General features: G+C 63.9%; 19 protein-coding genes and 3 pseudogenes. 12 read left to right on the plus strand and 10 right to left on the minus strand.

What is annotated here, in order from left to right; translation table 11 throughout:
• Positions 1 to 11: 11 nt before the first annotated feature.
• The 8 genes from QP045_RS10320 (at position 12) to QP045_RS10355 (ending at position 6,230) form a co-directional block, all read left to right on the plus strand.
• Complete coding sequence (locus tag QP045_RS10320) at positions 12 to 776, plus strand: SDR family NAD(P)-dependent oxidoreductase (RefSeq protein WP_422514898.1); 765 nt, start codon at positions 12 to 14, stop codon at positions 774 to 776.
• Positions 773 to 1,555, plus strand: coding sequence for a rhamnogalacturonan acetylesterase (locus tag QP045_RS10325; protein WP_422514899.1), 783 nt, complete (start codon positions 773 to 775; stop codon positions 1,553 to 1,555). The genes QP045_RS10320 and QP045_RS10325 overlap by 4 nt, the downstream gene beginning before the upstream one ends.
• Positions 1,546 to 2,505: an alpha/beta hydrolase gene (locus tag QP045_RS10330; RefSeq protein WP_422514900.1), complete on the plus strand. Its 960-nt coding sequence runs from the start codon at positions 1,546 to 1,548 to the stop codon at positions 2,503 to 2,505. The genes QP045_RS10325 and QP045_RS10330 overlap by 10 nt, the downstream gene beginning before the upstream one ends.
• Entirely contained in the window at positions 2,502 to 3,266 is a 765-nt protein-coding gene (locus QP045_RS10335) for a (Fe-S)-binding protein (protein WP_422514901.1), read from the plus strand. Before QP045_RS10330 ends, QP045_RS10335 begins: the two co-directional genes overlap by 4 nt.
• On the plus strand, positions 3,263 to 4,657 hold the full coding sequence (locus QP045_RS10340; RefSeq protein WP_422514902.1) for a lactate utilization protein B: 1,395 nt from the start codon (positions 3,263 to 3,265) through the stop codon (positions 4,655 to 4,657). Before QP045_RS10335 ends, QP045_RS10340 begins: the two co-directional genes overlap by 4 nt.
• Positions 4,654 to 5,268, plus strand: a complete 615-nt coding sequence (locus QP045_RS10345; protein WP_422514903.1) for a LutC/YkgG family protein — start codon at positions 4,654 to 4,656, stop codon at positions 5,266 to 5,268. Before QP045_RS10340 ends, QP045_RS10345 begins: the two co-directional genes overlap by 4 nt.
• 110 nt (positions 5,269 to 5,378) lie before the next feature.
• Positions 5,379 to 5,729: an MbcA/ParS/Xre antitoxin family protein gene (locus QP045_RS10350; protein ID WP_422514904.1), complete on the plus strand. Its 351-nt coding sequence runs from the start codon at positions 5,379 to 5,381 to the stop codon at positions 5,727 to 5,729.
• A gap of 9 nt (positions 5,730 to 5,738) precedes the next feature.
• Positions 5,739 to 6,230 carry an RES family NAD+ phosphorylase gene (locus tag QP045_RS10355; protein ID WP_422514905.1) on the plus strand — a complete coding sequence of 164 codons (492 nt, stop codon included), beginning with the start codon at positions 5,739 to 5,741 and terminating at the stop codon, positions 6,228 to 6,230.
• Positions 6,231 to 6,754: 524 nt separating this feature from the next.
• Here QP045_RS10355 and QP045_RS10360 read toward each other — a convergent pair.
• From QP045_RS10360 to QP045_RS10375, 4 genes and pseudogenes are all read right to left on the minus strand, one after another.
• On the minus strand, positions 6,755 to 7,759 hold the full coding sequence (locus QP045_RS10360; RefSeq protein WP_422514906.1) for a hypothetical protein: 1,005 nt from the start codon (positions 7,757 to 7,759) through the stop codon (positions 6,755 to 6,757).
• A 500-nt stretch (positions 7,760 to 8,259) separates the two neighbouring features.
• Positions 8,260 to 8,613, minus strand: a pseudogene (locus QP045_RS10365) (transposase); the annotation flags it as partial.
• Positions 8,614 to 8,834: 221 nt separating this feature from the next.
• Complete coding sequence (locus QP045_RS10370) at positions 8,835 to 9,950, minus strand: VIT1/CCC1 transporter family protein (protein WP_422514907.1); 1,116 nt, start codon at positions 9,948 to 9,950, stop codon at positions 8,835 to 8,837.
• Positions 9,951 to 10,090: 140 nt separating this feature from the next.
• Entirely contained in the window at positions 10,091 to 10,969 is an 879-nt protein-coding gene (locus QP045_RS10375) for a recombinase family protein (protein WP_422514908.1), read from the minus strand.
• 302 nt (positions 10,970 to 11,271) lie between these two features.
• On the opposite strand from QP045_RS10375, the gene QP045_RS10380 reads away from it, so the two are divergent.
• Positions 11,272 to 12,750, plus strand: coding sequence for a hypothetical protein (locus QP045_RS10380; RefSeq protein ID WP_422514909.1), 1,479 nt, complete (start codon positions 11,272 to 11,274; stop codon positions 12,748 to 12,750).
• Between the two features lie 382 nt (positions 12,751 to 13,132).
• Here QP045_RS10380 and QP045_RS10385 read toward each other — a convergent pair whose 3' ends face one another.
• Both QP045_RS10385 and QP045_RS10390 read right to left on the minus strand, forming a co-directional pair.
• On the minus strand, positions 13,133 to 14,116 hold the full coding sequence (locus tag QP045_RS10385) for a ParB/RepB/Spo0J family partition protein (RefSeq protein ID WP_422514910.1): 984 nt from the start codon (positions 14,114 to 14,116) through the stop codon (positions 13,133 to 13,135).
• A gap of 406 nt (positions 14,117 to 14,522) precedes the next feature.
• A complete protein-coding gene (locus QP045_RS10390; RefSeq protein ID WP_422514911.1) occupies positions 14,523 to 15,728 on the minus strand; it encodes an AAA family ATPase in 1,206 nt (401 codons plus the stop codon).
• 639 nt (positions 15,729 to 16,367) lie between these two features.
• On the opposite strand from QP045_RS10390, the gene QP045_RS10395 reads away from it, so the two are divergent.
• Together QP045_RS10395 and QP045_RS10400 are read left to right on the plus strand one after the other, a co-directional pair.
• Positions 16,368 to 16,490, plus strand: a complete 123-nt coding sequence (locus QP045_RS10395) for a hypothetical protein (RefSeq protein ID WP_422514912.1) — start codon at positions 16,368 to 16,370, stop codon at positions 16,488 to 16,490.
• Between the two features lie 104 nt (positions 16,491 to 16,594).
• On the plus strand, positions 16,595 to 17,848 hold the full coding sequence (locus tag QP045_RS10400) for a replication protein RepA (protein ID WP_422514913.1): 1,254 nt from the start codon (positions 16,595 to 16,597) through the stop codon (positions 17,846 to 17,848).
• 129 nt (positions 17,849 to 17,977) lie between these two features.
• Here QP045_RS10400 and QP045_RS10405 read toward each other — a convergent pair.
• The 3 genes and pseudogenes from QP045_RS10405 to QP045_RS10415 all read right to left on the minus strand — a co-directional run.
• Positions 17,978 to 18,268 (minus strand): annotated as a pseudogene (locus QP045_RS10405) (hypothetical protein); the annotation flags it as partial.
• Between the two features lie 75 nt (positions 18,269 to 18,343).
• Positions 18,344 to 18,877: a hypothetical protein gene (locus QP045_RS10410; protein ID WP_422514914.1), complete on the minus strand. Its 534-nt coding sequence runs from the start codon at positions 18,875 to 18,877 to the stop codon at positions 18,344 to 18,346.
• Positions 18,878 to 19,146: 269 nt separating this feature from the next.
• Complete coding sequence (locus QP045_RS10415) at positions 19,147 to 19,281, minus strand: hypothetical protein (protein ID WP_422514915.1); 135 nt, start codon at positions 19,279 to 19,281, stop codon at positions 19,147 to 19,149.
• A gap of 156 nt (positions 19,282 to 19,437) precedes the next feature.
• Between QP045_RS10415 and QP045_RS10420 the strand changes: the two are divergent.
• Positions 19,438 to 19,666: pseudogene (locus tag QP045_RS10420) on the plus strand (transposase); the annotation flags it as partial.
• On the opposite strand, the gene QP045_RS10425 reads toward QP045_RS10420, so the two are convergent.
• On the minus strand, positions 19,662 to 19,919 hold a 258-nt coding region (locus QP045_RS10425), incomplete at its 5' end, for a transposase (protein ID WP_422514916.1). The pseudogene QP045_RS10420 and the gene QP045_RS10425 overlap by 5 nt on opposite strands.

The raw sequence follows: 19,919 nt of genomic DNA on the forward strand, positions 1-19,919 counted from the left end.
ATCGCGGAACCGTGAAGCTGCTCGAAGGAAAGACCGTTCTCGTAACCGGAGCTTCGACCGGGATCGGGCGCGCCGCCGCAATCGGCGCCGCCCAGCACGGTGCCAATGTGGTCATCAACTATCACAGCCGCGACGAGGACGCCGACAGCTGCATCGCCTCGATCGAGGCGACCGGCCAGCGCGGCCTTGCCGTGAAGGGCGACGTTGCCGACGCGGCCACGGCCACCGATTTCGTCGCACGCGCGGTGGAGGCTTTCGGTCATGTCGACGTGATGGTCAGCAATGCCGGGATCTGCCCCTTCCACGCCTTCCTCGATATGCCGGCCGAGACGGTGGAGCGGACCTTCCGGGTCAACCTGCACGGCGCCTATTACATGGTCCAGGCAGCGGCGCGGCAGATGGTCGCGCAGGGTAACGGCGGCGCGATCGTGGCAGTTTCCTCGATCTCGGCGCTCGTCGGCGGCGAGTTCCAGACCCATTACACGCCCACCAAGGCGGGCGTTCACTCGCTGATGCAATCGACCGCGATCGCGCTCGGCAAGCATGGCATCCGCTGCAACTCAGTCCTGCCCGGGACCATCCTCACGGAGATCAACAAGGAGGATCTCGCCGACCCGGAGAAGCGCGCGTACATGGAAGCGCGCACGCCGTTGGGGCGCCTGGGGTGCCCCGAGGACCTGGTCGGTCCGATCGTCTTCCTCGCCTCCGACATGGCCGCCTATGTCACCGGTGCCGCGTTGCTGGTCGACGGTGGCATGTACGTGAACCTGCAATGAGGGTGCTGGCGGCGGCGATGCTCGCCATGGCCTTGGCCGCACCGGCAGCGGCCGAGACCATCTTCATCGCCAGTGATTCAACTGCCCAGACCTACAAGGCCGAGCGGTACCCGCAGACCGGATGGGGGCAGATGCTGCCGTGCGCGCTCGATCCGGACGTGCGGGTGGAAAACCGCGCGATGGGCGGACGCAGCACACGCACCTTCATCGGCGAAGGGCGCTGGGATCGCCTGATGGCCGACCTGAAGCCGGGCGACACGGTGCTGATCCAGTTCGGCCACAATGATGCGAGCAGGAACAAGCCGGAACGGTTCGTCGAGGCAGCAACCGGCTATCGCGACAACCTGCTCCGCTTCGTCTGGCAGGTGCGGGGAGCCGGCGGCATTCCGGTCCTGATCACCCCGGTCGCCCGCCGCTCTTTCGACGAGAGCGGCCGCGCTAAAGCAGATTTCCCGAGCTATTCGGCGGTCGTCCGGGAGGTTGCGACCGCCACCGACACCCGGTTGATCGACCTGGAGGCGCTGTCCCGTGCGTGGATCGACCGGGTCGGCAAGACCGGCTCCGCACCCTATTTCCTGCACTATCCCAAGGGGAAATACGCAGCGTTCAAGGACGGCATTGCAGACGACACACATTTCAGTGAGGTGGGCGCACGCGGGGTCGCGGATCTGGTGGCGCAGGGCCTCCGCAATCTCGACCTGCCGGTTTCGAGCAAGGTTCACCCGGGACGACCCGAGCTGACTCGTGCCACGCCGCTGGGCAGCGTGGCGTGCCGCTGACCATGCTGGACCGTCGCACCCTGATCGCTGCGGGCGCTGCGACCGGGCTGATCCCGGCCGCCGCGCGCGCCGAGCGTGCGAGGCATCAAAGCTTCGAAATCTGGCCGACACACCCGCCCGGGCCGCCGCGCAGTCCTGTCACGGAGCAGGAAGCCCCGCGCTCACCGGCCGGCCCCGCGGACGACACCGCCTTCCTGCACGTCACGCGTCCCACCCTCACCTATCTTGCCCCTGTCCGCCCGAACGGCGCTGCACTGCTGCTGATCCCCGGCGGCGGCTATCAACGGGTGGCGATCGGCCACGGCGGCCGTGCCCTGCTGGAGCATTTCGCGGACCAGGGGTACGCCGCCTATCTCCTCAAATACCGGCTGCCAGGCGATGGCTGGGCGGCCGGACCCGACGCACCGTTGCAGGATGCGCAGCGCGCCCTCCGGCACATCCGCGCCCGGGCAGCTTCGGCAGGCCATGCCCCGGAACGGATCGGCGCCATGGGGTTTTCGGCCGGCGGGCACCTTGCGGCAATGCTCGCGAGCCGAGCGGGTGCGACGTATGCGCCCGTGGACGCGATCGATCGGCAGCCGCTCGGGATCAAGGTCTCGGCGTTGCTCTATCCCGTCGTCCTGATGACCGGTGCACACGTCCATCGCCCCTCCCGCGAGGAGCTGCTCGGCCCGTCACCCGACCCGGCGAGGGCGGAACGCTATTCCCCTGCTGCGGCGGTGTCGCCCAGGACGCCGCCCACCTTCCTTGCGCACGCGCTCGACGACCGGGTGGTTCCAGCGGAAAACGGCCTCGCGATGCTCTCCGCCCTACGCAGCGCCGGCGTTCCCACAGAGGCCTATCTGCCCGAAATCGGCGGCCATGGCTTCGGGCTGCAGGATCGTGCCCGCGCCCCCCTCCCCTGGCCGGGCCTGTTCGCGGCCTTTGCCGCCCGCCACGGCCTTGCATGACGACCGCCCCGCCCCCCCGCGTCGCGCTGTTCGTCACCTGCCTGGTCGACGCCATGCGGCCGCGGATCGGCTTTGCAGCATTGGCGGTGCTTGAGGATGCGGGATGCGAGGTCGTGGTGCCCGCCGGCCAGACCTGCTGCGGGCAGCCCGCGCTGAACTCCGGGGACCGCGAGGGCGCAGCTGCGATCGCGCGGCGGACGATTGCGCTGCTGGAGCCCTATGAGGCCGTGGTGGTGCCGAGCGGGTCCTGTGCCGGCACGATCATCCGCCACTATCCCGAACTCCTTGCCGACGATCCGGAATGGCTGCCCCGCGCGGAAACCGTCGGCCGGCGCACCCATGAGATCCTGACCTATCTCGACGAGGTCCGTGGATGGCGCCCGACCGCCGCGCTCGACGCGAGTGTCGCCTACCACGACAGCTGTTCGGGCCTGCGCGAACTCGGCATCAAGCAGCAGCCGCGCCGGCTGCTCGGGTGTGTCGAGGGGCTGCGGCAGGTCCCGCTTGCGGGGGCAGAGACATGCTGCGGCTTTGGCGGCACCTTCTGCGTCAAATACCCGAGCATCTCCAACGCGATCGTCGATGAAAAGGCGCAGGCGATCGAAGCGAGTGGCGCCGATTTGTTGCTCTCCGGCGATCTCGGCTGCCTGATGAACATGGCGGGCAAGCTGCACCGCCGCGGCGCTGCCACCCGCGTCTTCCACACGGTGGAGGTACTGGCCGGGATGGCCGACGGCCCTGCGATCGGCGAAAGCGAGTGAGCGACTTCGACGCCCGGGTCGAAGAGGCGCTGGCCGATCCGGTCCTGAAGCTGGCCGTCGAGCGCACCGCCGGCACCGCCGAGGCGAAGCGCGCGCTGGCAGTGGAAGCGTTCCCGGATTTCGAGCCTGCGCGCACCCGGGCGGCCGCGATCAAGGACCACGTCGTTGCGAACCTCGGCCATTATCTCAGGCAGTTCGACGCCAACGCACAGGCCGCCGGTACCACCGTCCACTGGGCCAGCACCGCCGAGGAGGCATGCGACATTGTCGTGGGCATCTGCCGCCGCGCCGGTGCCCGAACGGTCGCGCGATCGAAGTCGATGCTGGGTGAGGAGATCGGCCTCCCGCACGCGCTCGCGGAGGCGGGGATCGAGCGGATCGAGACCGACCTCGCCGAGCACATCATCCAGCTCGCCGGGGAGCGACCGTCGCACATCGTCTGGCCAGCGATGCACAAGACCCGCGAGCAGGTGTCGGCCCTGTTCCGCGAGCGCCATCGCGAGCCGCACGCCGAGGAGACGATTGCGGCGATGGCCGAAAGCGCGCGCAGGCACCTTCGCACCGCGATGCTGGGCGCCGACGTCGGAATTTCGGGAGCGAACTTCCTGCTCGCCGACACGGGCAGCGTCTGCACCGTCACGAACGAGGGCAATGCCGAACTGTCCCTTGTTCCGCCCCGGGTTCACATCGTGACGGCAGGGATCGAGAAACTGGTCCCCTCCATGCCCCATGCGGTTCACATGCTGCGATTGCTGGCCCGCTCCGCCACGGGGGCCGCACTCACCCAATACACGACCTTCTACACGGGCCCCAGGCGCCCCGGTGACCTGGACGGGCCCGAGGAAATGCACGTCGTGCTGGTCGACAACGGCCGCACACAGATGCGCGAGAACGGGCTTGCCGAGATGCTGCGCTGTATCCGGTGCGGCGCGTGCATGAACCATTGCGTGGTGTTCCGTCAGATCGGCGGGCATGCCTATGGCGGCACCTATCCGGGGCCCATGGGCGCGGTCCTGATCCCTGCCCTGGATGGCCTCTCGGCCAACCGCGACCTCGTTCACGCCTGCACGATGAACGGGAAATGCCAGGAGGTATGCCCGGTCACGATTCCGCTTCCCACCCTCTTGCGCGGGTGGCGGGAGAAGAGCTGGCGGGAGGGGCTCGAGCCGCAGACGGTGCGCCAGGGCATGGCTCTGTGGCGGTGGGGCGTGCAGCACCCCCGGCTCTATCGCATCGGCAGTGCGCTCGCGGTGCGCGCGATGCGCCTGCGCGCCCGGGCAGGCTGGATAGAGCGGCTACCGTTTGCCGGCGCCTGGACGCGGCATCGCAGCCTCCCCGCACCGGAAGGCAAGACCTTCATGGAGCAATATGCCCGGGGGAAGCGCCGATGAACGCCCGCGATGCTATCCTCGGACGGCTGCAGGACAGCGCCGCTGCCGATGCGATTGCGGCCGAAGCAGATGCGCTGCTGGCGGCTCCCGAGCGACCCTATGTGCCGCCCGAAGGGCGGCTCGACCGGTTCATAGCCCAGCTCGCACTTCCCGGCGTGGGAGCGTCGATGGAGGGGCTGACGGCCTGGTCTGAGGTGCCGGGGGCGGTCGCGCAATATCTCGCCGACCATGCACTCCCCCCTGCCCTTTATTGTCCCCCCGACCTACCGCTGGCTGGGCTCGAATGGGGTGACCTCTCCTTGAGCGATGCCTGTGCTGCCGACGAGCAGGTGGCAATCGCCCGCGCCCGGGCTGCGGTCGCGGAAACCGGGTCGCTGGTGTTCGAGACCGGGCCGGGATCGCCGATGCTCCCCAATTTCCTGACGCTCCATCAACTGGTGGTGGTCGAGGAAAGCACGATCGTCGCCTATCTGGAGGACATTCCGCGCGATCTCGCCGCAGTACGGGCGCATTATTGGGTCACCGGGGTATCCGGGACGACGGATATCGAAGGCGAGTATGTGCGCGGCGCGCACGGCCCGCGGTTCCTGCACGTGCTGCTCGTGTCGTAAAGCCCCCGGGCCCGACGGTGATTTGAGCGCCGAATGGCTCGGGCCGCTTCTTGAACGCCGCATTGGTTGACGCTATATAGCGTCACAAATACCGGCACGAGGAACGACACATGGGCCTGGCGCAATATGCAGATGGCGGCATCTTTGCCCCCAACAAGATCGCAAGCGCTTTCCATACGACAAGCGAGGAAGTCGCTCGCTCGGCGGGCCTCGGCCGCGATGCGGTCCAGCGGAAGGACCGCATCCGCTCGGACAAGACGCAACGGCGCCTGAGGGAACTCGTAGAGGTCATCAACAAGGTCCGCCCACGCTTCGGATCGGATCTGATGGCGTTCGCCTGGTATCGGTCAGAGCCCCTTCCCGGCTTTTCCGGCCACACGGCGATGCAACTTGTGCGCGACGGCCGGGCAGAGGAAGTGCTTGAGTATATCGACGCAGTCGATGCCGGCGTCCACGCCTGACGCCGGTTCATGGAGTATCGAGGCAAGCTCTTCCGGGCGCTGAACCCGGTCTACGCCCGCGAGCCGTTCTCAGGACGAGGGGCAAAGCTTTACGGAGGCCGCTTCAACCCCAAAGGGGTCAAGGCGCTCTACACCGCAACGTCCGTCCTGACGGCGATCCGGGAAGCCAACCAGGCAGGCGACCTCCAGCCGACCACCATCGTCTCGTACAACGCGAACATCGCGCGTGTATTCGACACCCGCGATCCCGCCGCGCTTGCCCCCTTCGACATGACCCAGGCCGGGCTGGCCGATGACCGCTGGCGCGACCAGATGCGAACCGACGGCAAATCGAGAACCCAGATCTTTGCCGAAGCGCTCATCGCGGTTGGCTACCAGGGGCTGCTCGTCCGTAGTTTTGTACGCGGTGCGAACGAAGGCGAACCCAACCTGGTGCTCTGGAAATGGGGGGCATCCGACCTCGAACTGATCGACGACGAAGGACGCCTGGAGTCCATCTGAGGCTACGCGCTTGCCAGGGAAGAGGGCCCTTTTCAGCGCGACGACGCCTCAAGCAGCGCGCTCGCGCCCTCGGTCCCGTGATTCCGGCAGCGACAGAGTGCCGTATGGATAGGCAGGAAGCCAACCAAGCCTTCGACTGGTGGAACACGCTCGTCGGAGCGCGCGGACTGCGCGGATACCATCAGGCGGGTTCAATGTTCGTTGCGTGGGCGGGACGATCAACAGGCCTCGTACGAGCGGGGATAAGCGTGGGTTCGGCCTCTGGGGGCTTCATCGTTGCCTATGTCACCCTGGTTCTTCTTGTGGTGCGGGGGGGCACGCGGATGGTCGCCAACATATCGGCGGGAATTATTCCGGATGCAGCGATGCTTTCAATCATAGGATCGTTGTTCCCCGGCCAAAGGTCCCCTTTCCGCTCTGTCCGCCGCTAAGCTGTCGGTCTCACCCCCCCCTCAATACCCGACGCCGGATGGTTATACGCGGGCACCAGCATAACGCTCTTAACGGGCTTCTGAGATTGCGCCTTATTGCGCTCGGGTGGGTGCCTCTGCGAGCGCCAGAGCGGCGAAGCCGGTCGCGGCGTCGGTCATAAAAAGGTAGGCGTCCGCGTTCGGTTCGCGCAACTTGTTGATTGATGTCGCGGGCATACCGCCATGGTCGGCGCTCTGATGCTCAACGAGCCACGCTCGCGCGTTTTTCACCGGCTTTGCGCTCGGTGGAAGACCCGCCTCTTGCAAGATCATGGCGATGATGGCGGTCGCGTAGCCGTCGCTTGCATCGGGCAAGGCGCTGCCATCGCGTCTCTGCCAGGAGGACAAGTTCTTTAGCGCCCAACCGCCATCCAGGCCCTGCGCCGTGCGCAGCGCGTCGGTCGTCGCTTTGCGCTGGGTTACGTCCAGGATGCCGGTGAGGTTGGCGTCAGCCCATAGGACAAGAGCCCGGGTGAAGAGCGAGGATTCGCCCGTGTAGGCGGTGCGCAGATAGGCTTTAAGCGCCTCCACATTGGCTGCGATCTCGGGTGACGCAGCATAGCCATCCGGCGCCCGAGCCACGGCGATGGCGGCGAGCGTAGCCCCCCAATAAGTGGCGGTTTCGGACTCATAGGGTTCGAGCTTGAACATCAGCCAAGCGAAGCCGCCCTTCAAGGTTCCAGTTTGCATCTGGAGCGGCCACATGTTCGCAAATGCCGTGCGGGTGACAGCGCTCATTTGACCGCCGCTCTCGTTATCGCGGGCGACCAGAAATAGCGCATTGAGCACTGCTTCAACGGCGCGGGACTCACTGCTCTTCGGCAGGCCAGACCGCTGATCGGGGTAAAAAGGCTCAACATCCCGCCACATCTGCACGCGCTTGACAATGTCCGCATACATCGCCTGCTCGGTGAGGGTCTGCGATCGTTCGCCCAGGCTCGCGCGTAATGCAGGTCGCGCCAATGCCACCGGCAGCGCGGTGTGGCAGGAAATGCAACGCGTATCATGGTCGCGTTGCGATTTGGGCCACTTGCGCCACCACTCGAGCCGCTGATCCAAATACCGGGCGGCCGCGGTAGCATCCCACTCCCGCTTCTTCTCGGAGGCGTAGCCTCGTCCAGCTATTGCGGAGACGAGGAGCCCTGCTGCGAACAGACAGGCGACTGGGGCGCGGCAGTTTTGCATCCTTAAAAGCTGGACGCTCCGCGAGTGACTGCAATGGGTCGAATGACGTAACATCTGCCAAAGCTACAGAACGGGGGCTTTCCTGCTCTGCTTGCGGATGAGCCGCCTGACAGCTTCCCATCTGTGGTCGCCCATTGGTTGCAAGCGGTATCTGGAAGTTGTGACGCGTAGTCGGATGCTGCCATCTGTCCGGCCTTTGATGCAGCGGTAAACTGCTGGCCCGTGTGGGAGTTCGCGGACCGGAACCACTTCACCCAAAGCGTGCTCATGGCACGGTGGAAAGCCCTGGTTCTTCCGGTCCCGTCTCGCCGACTGTTGCGCCATACCGTTCCTTCGAACGACTGCGCCCTCCGACGCCTCTGGTCCGCTCTGGCCTACGCCTCGGCTGCGACCGGAGCTCTGTAATCCTCCTGCTTCGCCCGCAACGCCCAGACGACGCGCGCCATCTTGTTGGCGAGTGCGACCGTCACCAGCATGCGTGGCTTTCGGGCAAGCATGCCTTCGAGCCAGGAACCCGCGGGTGCCCCGCGCTTGCTCGTCTGGAGCACGACCGCGCTGCTGCCGATGATGAGCAGGCGCCGCAGCGTGCGTTCTCCCCTCCGCGAAATCGCGCCCAGCTTCTGCTTGCCGCCGGTCGATGCCTGCTTGGGGACCAGCCCCAGCCAGGCAGCAAAGTCGCGGCCCTTCGCAAAAGTCTCGGCAGGAGGCGCTATCGCGGTGACCCGAAGCGGGTCGCACACGCTCACCGACGCCTAGAACGGCATTTTAGGAGGTTTCACGATCTGTTCCGTTCATGGGCGCGGCTCCAAGCGTGAGTGAGCTCCCGCGAGCTGGGGGCCGGACGCGTTCGCGGCTTGAACACTCGGCCAGAGCCGCACCTCCCCCTGTACTCAAGCGCACAGCAAGAGCGCAGCCCACAATCACCCGGAATCGGCCGGACGCGCCCCGTTTAACTGAGCGAGGCGCCTACCAGGGCGCCCGCGCCGTAGGTGACCGCAGCCGCCGCAAGGCCGATCGCAAGCTGTCGAATGGCCGAGAAAATTGCGCCACGCCCTGTAAACAAGCTGGTGCCCGCACCGATCACCGCCAGCGCGACCCCGCTCGCCACGACGCTTGCGATGAAGGCAGCCTTTCCCGACAGCAGGAGGAAAGGTGCGACCGGGACAATCGCACCGGCCGAGAAGAGGATGAACGACCAGGCAGCCGCTGCCCAAGCCGACCCTCCGAGGTCGTTCGGATCGATGCCCAGTTCCTCGCGCGCCAATGTGTCAAGCGCGCTATCCTTTTGGGCAAGCAGCCGTTCCGCCAGGGCTCGCGCCTGTGGCTCGGCGATACCCTTCGCCTGATAGATAAGGACGAGTTCCTCCTTCTCCTCTTCAGGCACCTCCCGCAGTTCTTGCGCCTCGGTTGCGATCTGGTCCTGATAGAGTTCTCGGGAGCTGGTGACGGAAAGCCATTCCCCCATCGCCATCGAGCAAGCCCCAGCAACAAGCCCGGCCATGCCGGTCAACACCAGCGCGCTCTGGTTCGTCGCAGCGCCTGCTACCCCCATGACGAGGCTGAGGTTGGAAACCAGACCGTCATTCGCGCCCAAGATGGCCGCGCGCAGCGTATTTCCCCCGCCCCGGTGTCTTCCCTCAAGAAGGGACAGGGTCGGTCCAGGCAGGCCGCCGCTTCCCGCTGCAGCGCGCATCAGCATCGCATGGGACCGTTCGTCTGCCGGAAGGCCGGCCGCCTTCGCCTCCGGCTGACGGTCATAGCCGGCGCTATCGTGTGTCTCGCTCGCCGCCAGCGCCGGCAGTACGAAGGATGGACCGAAGCGCTTGCCAAGGCCGGCAAGGATGCGCGCGCGCAGGGATGGATTTGGGGCGAAGGACTCGCCAGCATCGGCGAGGCGCTTCCGCCAGAACTCCCCGTGCGCCCGCTCTACCGCCGCGAGCTTCCCGAACACTTCCGCAAGCTTTGGGTCCTGCTCGCTTGCCGCCAACGCCTCATAGATCGACGCCCCGTCGACTTCGCTGCGCAAATTGGCCCGGTAGCGGCGCGTAGTATCGGAATCAGCCATGGGGGAACCCACCATCCTGTGAAGAGATCCAACGCCCCAGTTCGAAGGGTGTTGCTCACTGCTCCGGATGGACGGTCGAACAGGCTGACGCAGCGCTTTGTAAGCAACCTAGGTTGGTAGACTGGCGGGTTCGGCGTTTCTCATCGATCGAGCATGGCCTTGATTGTGCCTGCGGACCAGGCTGAAGCGCGTGGCGGGAGGTGGCCGGCCTCGGTGAGAAGCAGCGCCAAGCGCCGAAGGCTCGCATCTGGATTGGCGTTCCGGATCTCACGAAGGGCGATGCGTGCCGCATCCTTATCAGCGGCGCCGGGCATCGGAGCTCGATCTAGGACTGCCGGCGGGAGATCTCCGGCTTTGACCAAGCGCTTCACATGGGCCTTGAGGGTCTCGACAGCGATACCCCTCCCCTTTCCCCGGCCATGCTTCGCTTCCGAGCGAGCAAAGACTGTCGCTGCGACCCGGTTCCAAGGGGCATGCGGCCGCATGCGTCGAACGAGGTCGATCCATTCGACTGATGCTTCACGGGAACGCTGTAGGTAGGTGTCAGCCTGGCTGGCACGCATGCTCGCTATGGCAGTTGGGTCGTTGGCGCGCATCCTCGGGTTGCCGGCGACCTTGCCCTTCGACTTCGCAATCGCGAGACCGGCCTTGGTGCGCTCCCGGATCAGATGGCGCTCGAACTCAGCGAACGCCCCTAGGATCTGCATCATGAGGCGGCCTTGAGCGCTTCCGGTGTCGAATGGGTCCGCGAGCGATCTGAACGCGACCCCCCTACCCTCAAGGTCTTCGACGATGGATAGCAGGTGCATCAAGGATCGAGCGATCCGGTCCAGGCGGGCAACTACGAGTGTGTCGCCGCGCTTCAGCCGTCCGAGGCACCGCGCAAGCTCTGGGCGAGCGCGGTCGGCGCCAGAGGCGATATCTTGATAGACGATCTCGCAGCCGGCCGCTGTCAGCGCTTGGCGCTGCGAGGTTGTGTCCTGATCGTCGGTTGAGACGCGGGCGTAGCCGACGCGCACGATTAGGGCCGACCTATTTTCAGCAACGAGGGCGTAACGTCAGATCCATATGACCGACCATAACGTCCATTTCGGTCGCGTGTCTAGACAAGGTGGCCGCGTCCTGCGCCACGGCCACATCTCTTGAAAATCCGCGGATCGTGCTCCCGGAAGCTGCCAGGGCGCGGTCGTCCGTGGCGGTGGAATTGACGCCGGAGAGTCGACGGCCGATACTTGAAATCGGGGAAGCCGGACGCGGACTGAACATGCCCCGTTTCCGTCCGCTTAGAGTGGCCGGTTGGTACAAGGGAGGCAGCAGAGAGATGACGAACGCTGCTCTGATCGCCGGCGTCGAAGAGGCATCGCTGCTGATTGGTCGCCTGGATACGAGGGTTTCGGCCAGTCCATTGGCCGAGGCTTGGCAAGTCAGAGCGGCGATACAGGCGGGCGTCGCCTTGGCAGCTGTCGATGGGACGCCAACGCAAGAAGGCGATATTCTGAGCCTCATGACGGGGTCACCCCTCCCCTCCCCCAACAGCTACGCACCTGCTCGCACCGGTTTGCTGCATTGGCGTCGGTGCCTCGCTCGGGCCGAACTGGGAGATTTGGCCGCCCGCCTCGTCGGACGGAAGCCGTCGGCGACGCTGGCTGCGATCGAGCAGCAGGAGGATTGGGACGCAGAAGACGCTATGGGCAGCAGGGCCCGGCGTGCGCTTGCGGACCTCGCTCCCCTCTCTAGCATCGATGAAGATGCTGAGCGTGATGCCGCTCGCGCGCTAGCGGTCCTCAGAAGCATAGAACCCAAGGGATCTCGCCTGCTGGGGCTGGCCGCAGCACTGCGTGAGGCGATCACTACCGCGAGGGATCCTCGCAGGCTTCAGCGTACCTGGGATTTGCGGCGGATGGTTGAACGGCGGATCGACCAAGACGCCGAGCGAACCATCGCCGCCCTCCCCTCCCCTTCCCTGGACGGCGAGCAGTCAATCAGGCGCGCCGCGGCGGATCTGAAGGCGTCGATCGAGTGGGACCGGCCGGACGAGTTCGGCGCAGTGTTCGGTGTCGTCGCCGATCGGCTGCAGGATCTCGGCTTCACGCGATCGCGGCTGACCTGCCTCACCGGGGCAACGAAGAGATTGAGGATGGAGGGCCGGCTGGACGAGCGGGCCCAACTGGGGTTCTTACGGCGCCTGGCGCAAGAGGCGCGCAATGGCCTCGCCCTCCTCGACGGCCTCGAAACGGTCTTCCTCGAGTTCGCACGCAGTCCGGCCGTTGTTGCGGATGCTCGATCGGCCCTGCCCGAGATCGTGTACGCGCATCTCGTACTGCCGGCGGTCGACGCGAAGTGGCTCGAACTGTCGCTTGAGTTGCACGAGCGGGTGACGCGACGTTTTGTGAAGCGCCTGGTGGATGCAGGGCTTATCGCTCCGTGGGGAACCAGGAGGCATGTGCCGGTAAACGGAGCGCGAGCCCGAGAGTCGACGCTCAACGCCGCGGTCTCGTTCAACAGCCTCTATGAGCGCGCTCTCCGAACCCGCGGCGCGTCGGCTGGACGAGCGGCGGGCCTGGCGCTTGCGCCCGACGAGATGATCGGCCGAGCTCGTGATGAGTCCGTCTCCCAACCGATGGCTGTCGTGTTCAAGCGGTTCGAGGACGAGATGTTGGAGATCGACCGGGAATTCGGGCGTTTTTGGGAGCGAAAGGTGTCAAAAAGCGGCCCCCGGAAAGGCCCCTTAGAGCGCGATTTGAGCCCTTACGGACATGTCGAGGCACGGAAAGGGCTGCGAGCCCTCAGAGGGGCTTAAAACGGCGATTTTAGCGGTTTCACGATCTGTTCCGTTGCAGGGCCGCCCCAACCGGGGGTTGGCTCCCGAGCCCGGGCCGGATCCTTTCTCGGGTTGAACACTGCTCATGTCGCCCTCCTATCAACAACCGCGGGCAAGAGCGCAGGCCATGATCCCCATGATCGACGAACGGCCCCGTCAGGTGAGCTTGGTGCCGACGAGCGTGCCTGCGGCGTAGGCGACCGCTGCGGCGGTACGGCTGGTAGCGAGTGGTCGCAGCGTCGAAAAACGTCTGGCCGACCCGTGGAGTAGTGTGGCTGTACGCTAAGCGGCGGAAGCTAACCGGGCAGCAGAGCTGCCCGGTCCCGTCTGCTTCTCGCCCCGAGTCCCGCTAAGGGCTCCGCTATGACTTGGGCAACAGAGCGCCAATGCACTTGAGGATTTCGTCGCGGCTGGCGTCTGCCTTGGGAAGAATCTTGATGGTGATCGCCCCTGCCCTGCCCCTGCTGTACCGTAGGATCGGCTTGCCACGGGCTCCCAATACTTCCTGCTCAGCCGCCCGCGGAGTCTCCTTCTCGATGGTAGCGGCGATTAAGCGTTTTGCAACGAGAGCGCCAGCGAGCTTCGTACCCGTAGCACGGCGCTCCTCCTCGATCTTCTCCGCTTCAGAACGCATAAGTTCAAATGCACGGGCGTCATTGGTAAGCGGCTTGATGTCGCGGCAGATCCGAATAGTGATATCGTGCGTATCCGAAAATGCAGCAACGATCTCATCCGGGAGACGAGCGACATCCAGGAGCCGGCTGAGCCACGAACGCGAGATGTTGAGATGCTCTGCCATCTGCGACTGGTTGCCGTCGTAGAACTCCATCAGTGCGCCCGCGTACTCCTTAGCACGCTCCCAATCCGAGATGTCCTTCCGGGCCCGGTTCTCGATGTCGGAGATCCGAAAAGCTTCCTCGTCTGTGACATGCTGAACCGTGACGAGGTACTCGAACTCCGGGTGGTGGTTGGCGCGAAGCCACTCCACGGTCCACCAGCGCCGAACGCCAGCAATGATCTCGAAGTCGTGATCGGGATCGTCCCTCAAACGGCGAACGATCGCGGGAATGCGCTGCTTCTTCGCGGACAGAAACGCGTCGATGAGATCTCGGCAAGTCTCCTCCGTCAGATGATCCAGATCCCGGTTGTGCAGACGCCACGGCCGGCAGCGAGCAGGGTCAACCCACTCGGTTCGGTCGGTCACCGCCTTACCCGTGGCGATGCGGGCGAGGGTCTGGCTGCGGCTTGCCATGATACCCTCGGAGGGACTCAACTTATCGAGTTCACTCTCATCATCGAGGTTATTGGTGAACATCGAGCCAAAGCCCTTGTTGCCAATGCTCATCGCAGCATTCCTTCTATCGTGAGGCGCCCTGCATCTGGCGCTGTGATCATCTGGGCGGCGGTCGATCGCCGATCTAGGTGAGTATCTGTGGGCCTTCGGGAGGCATGGATCGCGAATGCCGGTGGGCAAAAGCCTGGGGTGTGACTTCGGACGAGCGTCCCGATCTGGAGCTCAGAACGCGATGTTGCCACGTGGCAACAAAGCCTCAAACCAGGCAATTTCGGCGCGCGAACCCCGCTTGTTGCCACGTGGCAACAAACCCCGAAATGAGTGGCCTTCGGTCCGTCGCGGGAGATTGTTGCCACGTGGCAACAAAGCGCCGAACCTGCCAGTCTGGGAGTTCCCCCGCGCTTGTTGCGACGTGGCAACAAGGAGGGAATCTCCCCGAAATCTGCGAGGAAGCCGATCAAGGCCGCCTCCCGCCCCTGCTGCTAGTCCAAGTCTCAAGGACGTCATTTTCGACTTCTCTGCACACTTCGACGAGGTGCTTCATGCAACGGTTATAAACCTCGTGGGAAGTGACGGGCTTTTCCAGTTCGAATACCGTTTTCATTCTGGAACTCGCGTTGTCGATTTCCGCGCTCGTCACCATCACGGAGGACGACATGGATCCACCGAAAACCTGACGCATCATCGAAAGAATCTCTCGGTGCATCGACTTGCTGTCGTCTACGCGGCTGCCGACCAGTCGGATGAAGTTGTACGCAGGGCGGCCGCGTCCGCCGAGCTCCTCAAGCTGCTTCATCGTCGTGTTCGCCATATCGATGAACGACACCGTCGAAGCGAAGTCTACCAGGCTCGGTGGAACTGGGATCACCATCGCATTCGCAGCCTGGAGTACAGCCATCGAGACCATGCCAAGGGCGGGCGGTGGGTCCATGATGACCACGTCGTAATCATCAACCACAGTTTCGATCGCGTCGCTGATGAGGTCGATAATCGCCGCGCTCTGGGTGCGTGCCAGATAGCCGGCGATTTCATATTCCAGATTGTAGAGGCGCAGATTGGCGGGGATCAGATCCAGGCCATGAAAATGCGTCTTCCGGATGATCTTCTTAAGCCCGAGCAGCTCGGGGTTGTGGAAATGCCCATACAAGGTGTCGTCTTCCCCGAGGTCGACATCAGGCCGGTAGCCGAACATCATCGTCGACGATGCCTGGCTGTCGCAGTCGATGAAGAGCACCCGATATCCTTGAATCGCGAAATGCTGCGCCAGGTGCAGCGCGATGGTCGATTTGCCGACGCCTCCCTTGAAGTTGCAGACCGAGATGACGGCCGCGGGGTCCTCGGGTTGGCGCCAGGGGCGCGTGCCGAAGACCTCGCGCATGTTATCGAGCTCCTCGAGATTATACTGTACCCGATGGCCTGACGCGGTGCGGCCACGAGCGGGCAACCGGCCATCGCGTTCTGCTTCACGGATTGCGGAAGAAGTCCGCCCCACAAGCTTCGCTGCCTTGGAGATAGGGAAGGTGGGTCCCCGCTTTTGCCCGGTCTCGGGATCGAGTGCGCTGTCCCGGATCCGCTTCAGGATGGTAAGCGATTTTCGGTGAAGGACGTCAAGGCCGCCATCGAGCAGGTCGTCAGCAGGCGAATGCGAGGGTTCGGTTGCCATTTTGTCCGCTTTTGAATGTTTGAGGCCTGACGTTAGCGCTCTTGGAAGTTGTGAGCAACGATGCCCCTGTGAGAGTTACAAACGGACCGATGATGTCCGAGCCCTTTCGATCTCCGGGCGGGCCGCCGAGGGGGGCAGGGGGGACGCCTCGTTCTGACCGATGATCTTCGAGCCGTCTGGTTTGGGAAGCATGGATCGGACTCGGCCAAATCACAGGCAGTGACATTCCGACCGATGATCTCGGTGCAGTTTGCGCGAGCCAAGTGGGCAAAACCGATGATCTCGGTGCCATTTTACGTGGGAGAGGCCGTCTGATGTCACCCCGAGCTGCGGAAGCGGTACGAACAAGGTCGCTTGAGCCGCCTCAAGCGCTCTGACCGATGATCTGGGTGCCGTTGCAGCGAACGCACGCCCCGGGTGCCCACAACCAACGGCGAAGGCCGAGGCCACGCGCGGTAGGTCAAAATCAGCAAAAACCCAGATGCAAACTCGAGCATCGCGCGGTAAAACCGATGAAGTCGGTGCCTTCAGATGATCTTGGTGCGGTCTGCCGATGAAGTCGGTGCGCGACGACCGATGATCTCAGTGCACAGACCTATAATTAGAATCCCTATATCAAAAACCGATTCGGAAATCGGCTTGAGCTTTGGCTTGAATTGGGAAGGCGAAGGCGTGAAACCCGGCTACCGCACCGAGATCATCGGTGTTTTTGGAACTTTCGCGGCTCGTTTCGTCGTAAAACTGCCAACCCGGTTGATTTGAGGCGCGAAACCTGTTGAACCTTCCCCCAGGGTCAGACCGACGAATCGGGAAGGGGACAGATGACGGGGGAACATAGGCCAATCGGTCACCAATATGCCCTCGCCATGCTCGACGGCGGCGTGGATCGCGTGCGGGAACTTGCCGCATCGGCGGGTTCGAAGGTCACGGCCGACGTGTTCCTCCGGGTTCAGGACGAGGAACCGGTGCCGGCATTTCTGCACTCGGCCCTGTGTGCGATGTCGCTGCCGACCAAGCAGCCAGAGGACGACACGCAGCCGATCGTTCGCGAGGATGGCAAATACGCGCTGGCGATCAATCCGCGTCCGGTGCTCCAGAACATCAATGGCAAGTCTGTGATGCGGAGCCTGGGCGTACCCTATGGCTCCTATCCGCGCGTCGCGCTGATCTATCTGCTTTCCCAGGCCGTGCTGAATAAATCGCGCGACGTGTATCTGGGCCGGAACTTCACAGAGTGGATGCGGCGTCTAGGCTACCAGACAGTGTCGTACGGTCCACGCGGTTCCGCGAACCGCATGAGAGAGCAAGTCGACCGCTTGCTGGCTTGTGAATGGCAGATCCGGTGGGACGAAAGCGACGCCGCCGACAGCGCGTTCGCGGTGCGCGATGTGAAGCTGTCCAACGAGTACGCCGGCTCGCTAAGCAAGAACGGCTCGTTTGCGCGTGAAATCCGGCTGTCGGAAGCATTTTACAGCCATCTGATCGACCATGCCGTGCCGCTGAATGAAGTTGCGATCCGGGAACTGAAGACCACGCCGACAGCACTCGATCTATATACCTACCTGGCATATCGTCTTCCTCGCATCACGGAAGAAAAGGGTCAGGTGATCTCTTGGGATCAGCTTGCCAAGCATCTCGGCAACGCGGCGGACAGCAAGCGCCTGCGCCAGACGGTGCGTGAGACGATGCAGCTCGTATCGGCGGTATATCCGACGGCGAACGTCGACATGTCCGGGCGAAAGGTCGTGCTGCATCCTTCCCCGGCGCCGATGGAGCGCAAGCTGGTCGGGCCGCACCTCCGCCTCGTAGGGGCGAGTACGGAAAAGGCACCGAGATCATCGGTCATCAGGAAGGAACGAGTCCGGAAAAATCCGGGGGAGGGGGCAGAGCCGCTTCTGGCATTCCCTGAGGGGTCCTTGTCCTATGGCGAGCGCGAAAAGGCGTTCAGGGCTATCGGGCTGAGCAAGGGCCATCCGTGGTCGGTGGACGAAATGGCGAACGCGTTTCGCAAGGGGTTCCCGGGCTACAAGCGCCCGCGGGCTGAGGCCGAGTGGCTGCGTGTATGGGAAGCTTTTGTCATCAGCTATGCGGAGCGTCGGGCAAATCGGTCGGAGGATTGACCGATGATCTCGGTGCCGTCTGGGCCTCAGCCGCGAGACCTGTGAGCAGGCACTCATACGTGGGCGTGCCCAGTCCAAGCTTTTGCAACAGATCGCTTCCTCATGCCGCTGCTGCCGTAGATATGAGCGGCTCATCACCAGCAGCTGGAGCTGCAAGGCAGCATTCGCAGCCGCAGTCAGGTTCCGCTCGAAGGCGTTGCGCACCGCGCCGAAGATGACGGTGACAAGCGTCAGGTTTACGCCCTGGATGTCAGCGAACGATGCGTCGACTGCGCGGGCGAGCATGGCGGCGGTTGCCGCATCAACGCGCCCGGCGAACGCCTCGATCAGCGCCGCATTGTCGAGCTCCACGACCGAGCGGTAGAGCGCATGAGTCAGGTCAGGCCGCTCAGTGTTGGCCTGCCAGTAGGTGAGTGTCAGGAGTGACGAGCTGGGATGATCTTCTCTTCTACACTGGTCATAGTGGAGAGATCGACGATCTCGACATGAGTGGCGCTATGAGTAGCCGCTGTCGTCCACCCGGCAGTGCGACCTCGCTTGCTCCACGGTGTCGAAGCACTCTACGAAGTCGTTCCAGCCGCCCGATGTTTCATATTCCCGATAGGCGAACAATGCGAAGCGCCGGTAAGCCGGCTCCTTGGGACCGAAGAGTTCAAGCATACCGTCGGCGAAGGCTTCGTACTGGTCGCGGAAGGAGGCGGACGCCGTCTTCTGCCCGTCGACATAACGAACCTCGAGGTCCGTCCACTCGCTGTCATCTTCGTGAATGGCTCCGCGCAGGGTCAGGTATGAGATTTCAAGCTCGTGGATGTTGAGCTCGGTTCCCTGCACGGCGAGACCCAGATCGCGCAGCATGCGAAGGATGCGCACAGCGAGTATTGGACGGTCGTCGTCGACAGTGGCGATCAGTAACTGTTCGCCGAGGGGCCGATCATCTTCTCCAGACCTAGAGGCATGGATCATGAACTCGAAATCATCAGGGTTCTTGGACTTGCTTATAACCGCGTGCGCGAAGCCGTACGTTTCCATTTTTCATCCTTTGATCGAGCCGTCTCGGAGCTTCGCTGCCCGGTGTGCTTGATCGTCAGGAGATTTGCTATCGGGCGTGCCCGACGATCACCTCCAGCCGATCATCGCCGATAATGGTAGGGGCGGTACTCCCGCAACGCGGTGAGTTCGGTTTTGGGCAAGCGAAGCGCACCGAGATCATCGGTCTGGGCTTGCGGTAGCGGCGCCGAGCTACCGGGGCTGGATCGTTTGGCCCGCACCGCACCGCCGTAGGGCTCGAGGTGCCTTCTCTACAGACCCGAGATCATCGGTTCGGGATGGTCGCTCTCCCCGAGCGGGATCGTCCTGGTCGTGCTCGGGATAGTGTCCATCGCCTCCAGTGCCTCGGCAGCGAACTCGGCCGGGCCCACAGTCGGAGCTACCAAGTCTCGAGTAATCCATCGCTCGCGCGACGTTCGACGGTGAGGTCCAAATCGTGGGAGATGAATGCCAGGCGGCTCTCGCCGGAAGTCAGGACTTAGTGAGCTGCTGCCGGTTCCGTGGACACCGAGATAAGGTGTTTTTGGAACCGGAGGATGGAGATGCAACGACGGAAGTTCAGCCGCGAGTTCAAGCTCGAGGCAGTGAAGCTCGTGCGGGAACGCGGAGTATCGGTATCGCAAGCGGCTCGCGATCTGGACTTGCACGAGAACGTGCTGCGCAAGTGGGTGCGCGAACAGACGGCTGACCCGGGATGGGCGTTTTCCCGGACACGGGGTGCTGAAGCCCGAGCAGCAGGAGATTGAGCGGCTCCGCCGCGAGTTGGCTAGGCCCTGTTGACATAGTCGGTTATCCAAAGCTTGGCGGCGGCGAGCGAGAGGAAGCCGAGAAACGACGTGGCGGTTTTGTCGTAACGCGTTGCGATGCGTCGGGACTGCTTAAGGCGGTTGAAGAGATGCTCGACGTGGTTGCGGTCCCTGTAGCGCCGGAAGTCGCAGGCGGACGGCTCACGGCGGTTCGCCTTGGGTGGGATAATTGGCAGGATACCGCGGCAGAGTAGATCTTCGCGCACGGCATCACCGTC

This window comes from Sphingomonas sp. 3-13AW (genome assembly GCF_049311085.1).
In the GTDB taxonomy this organism is placed as follows: Bacteria; Pseudomonadota; Alphaproteobacteria; order Sphingomonadales; family Sphingomonadaceae; genus Sphingomonas.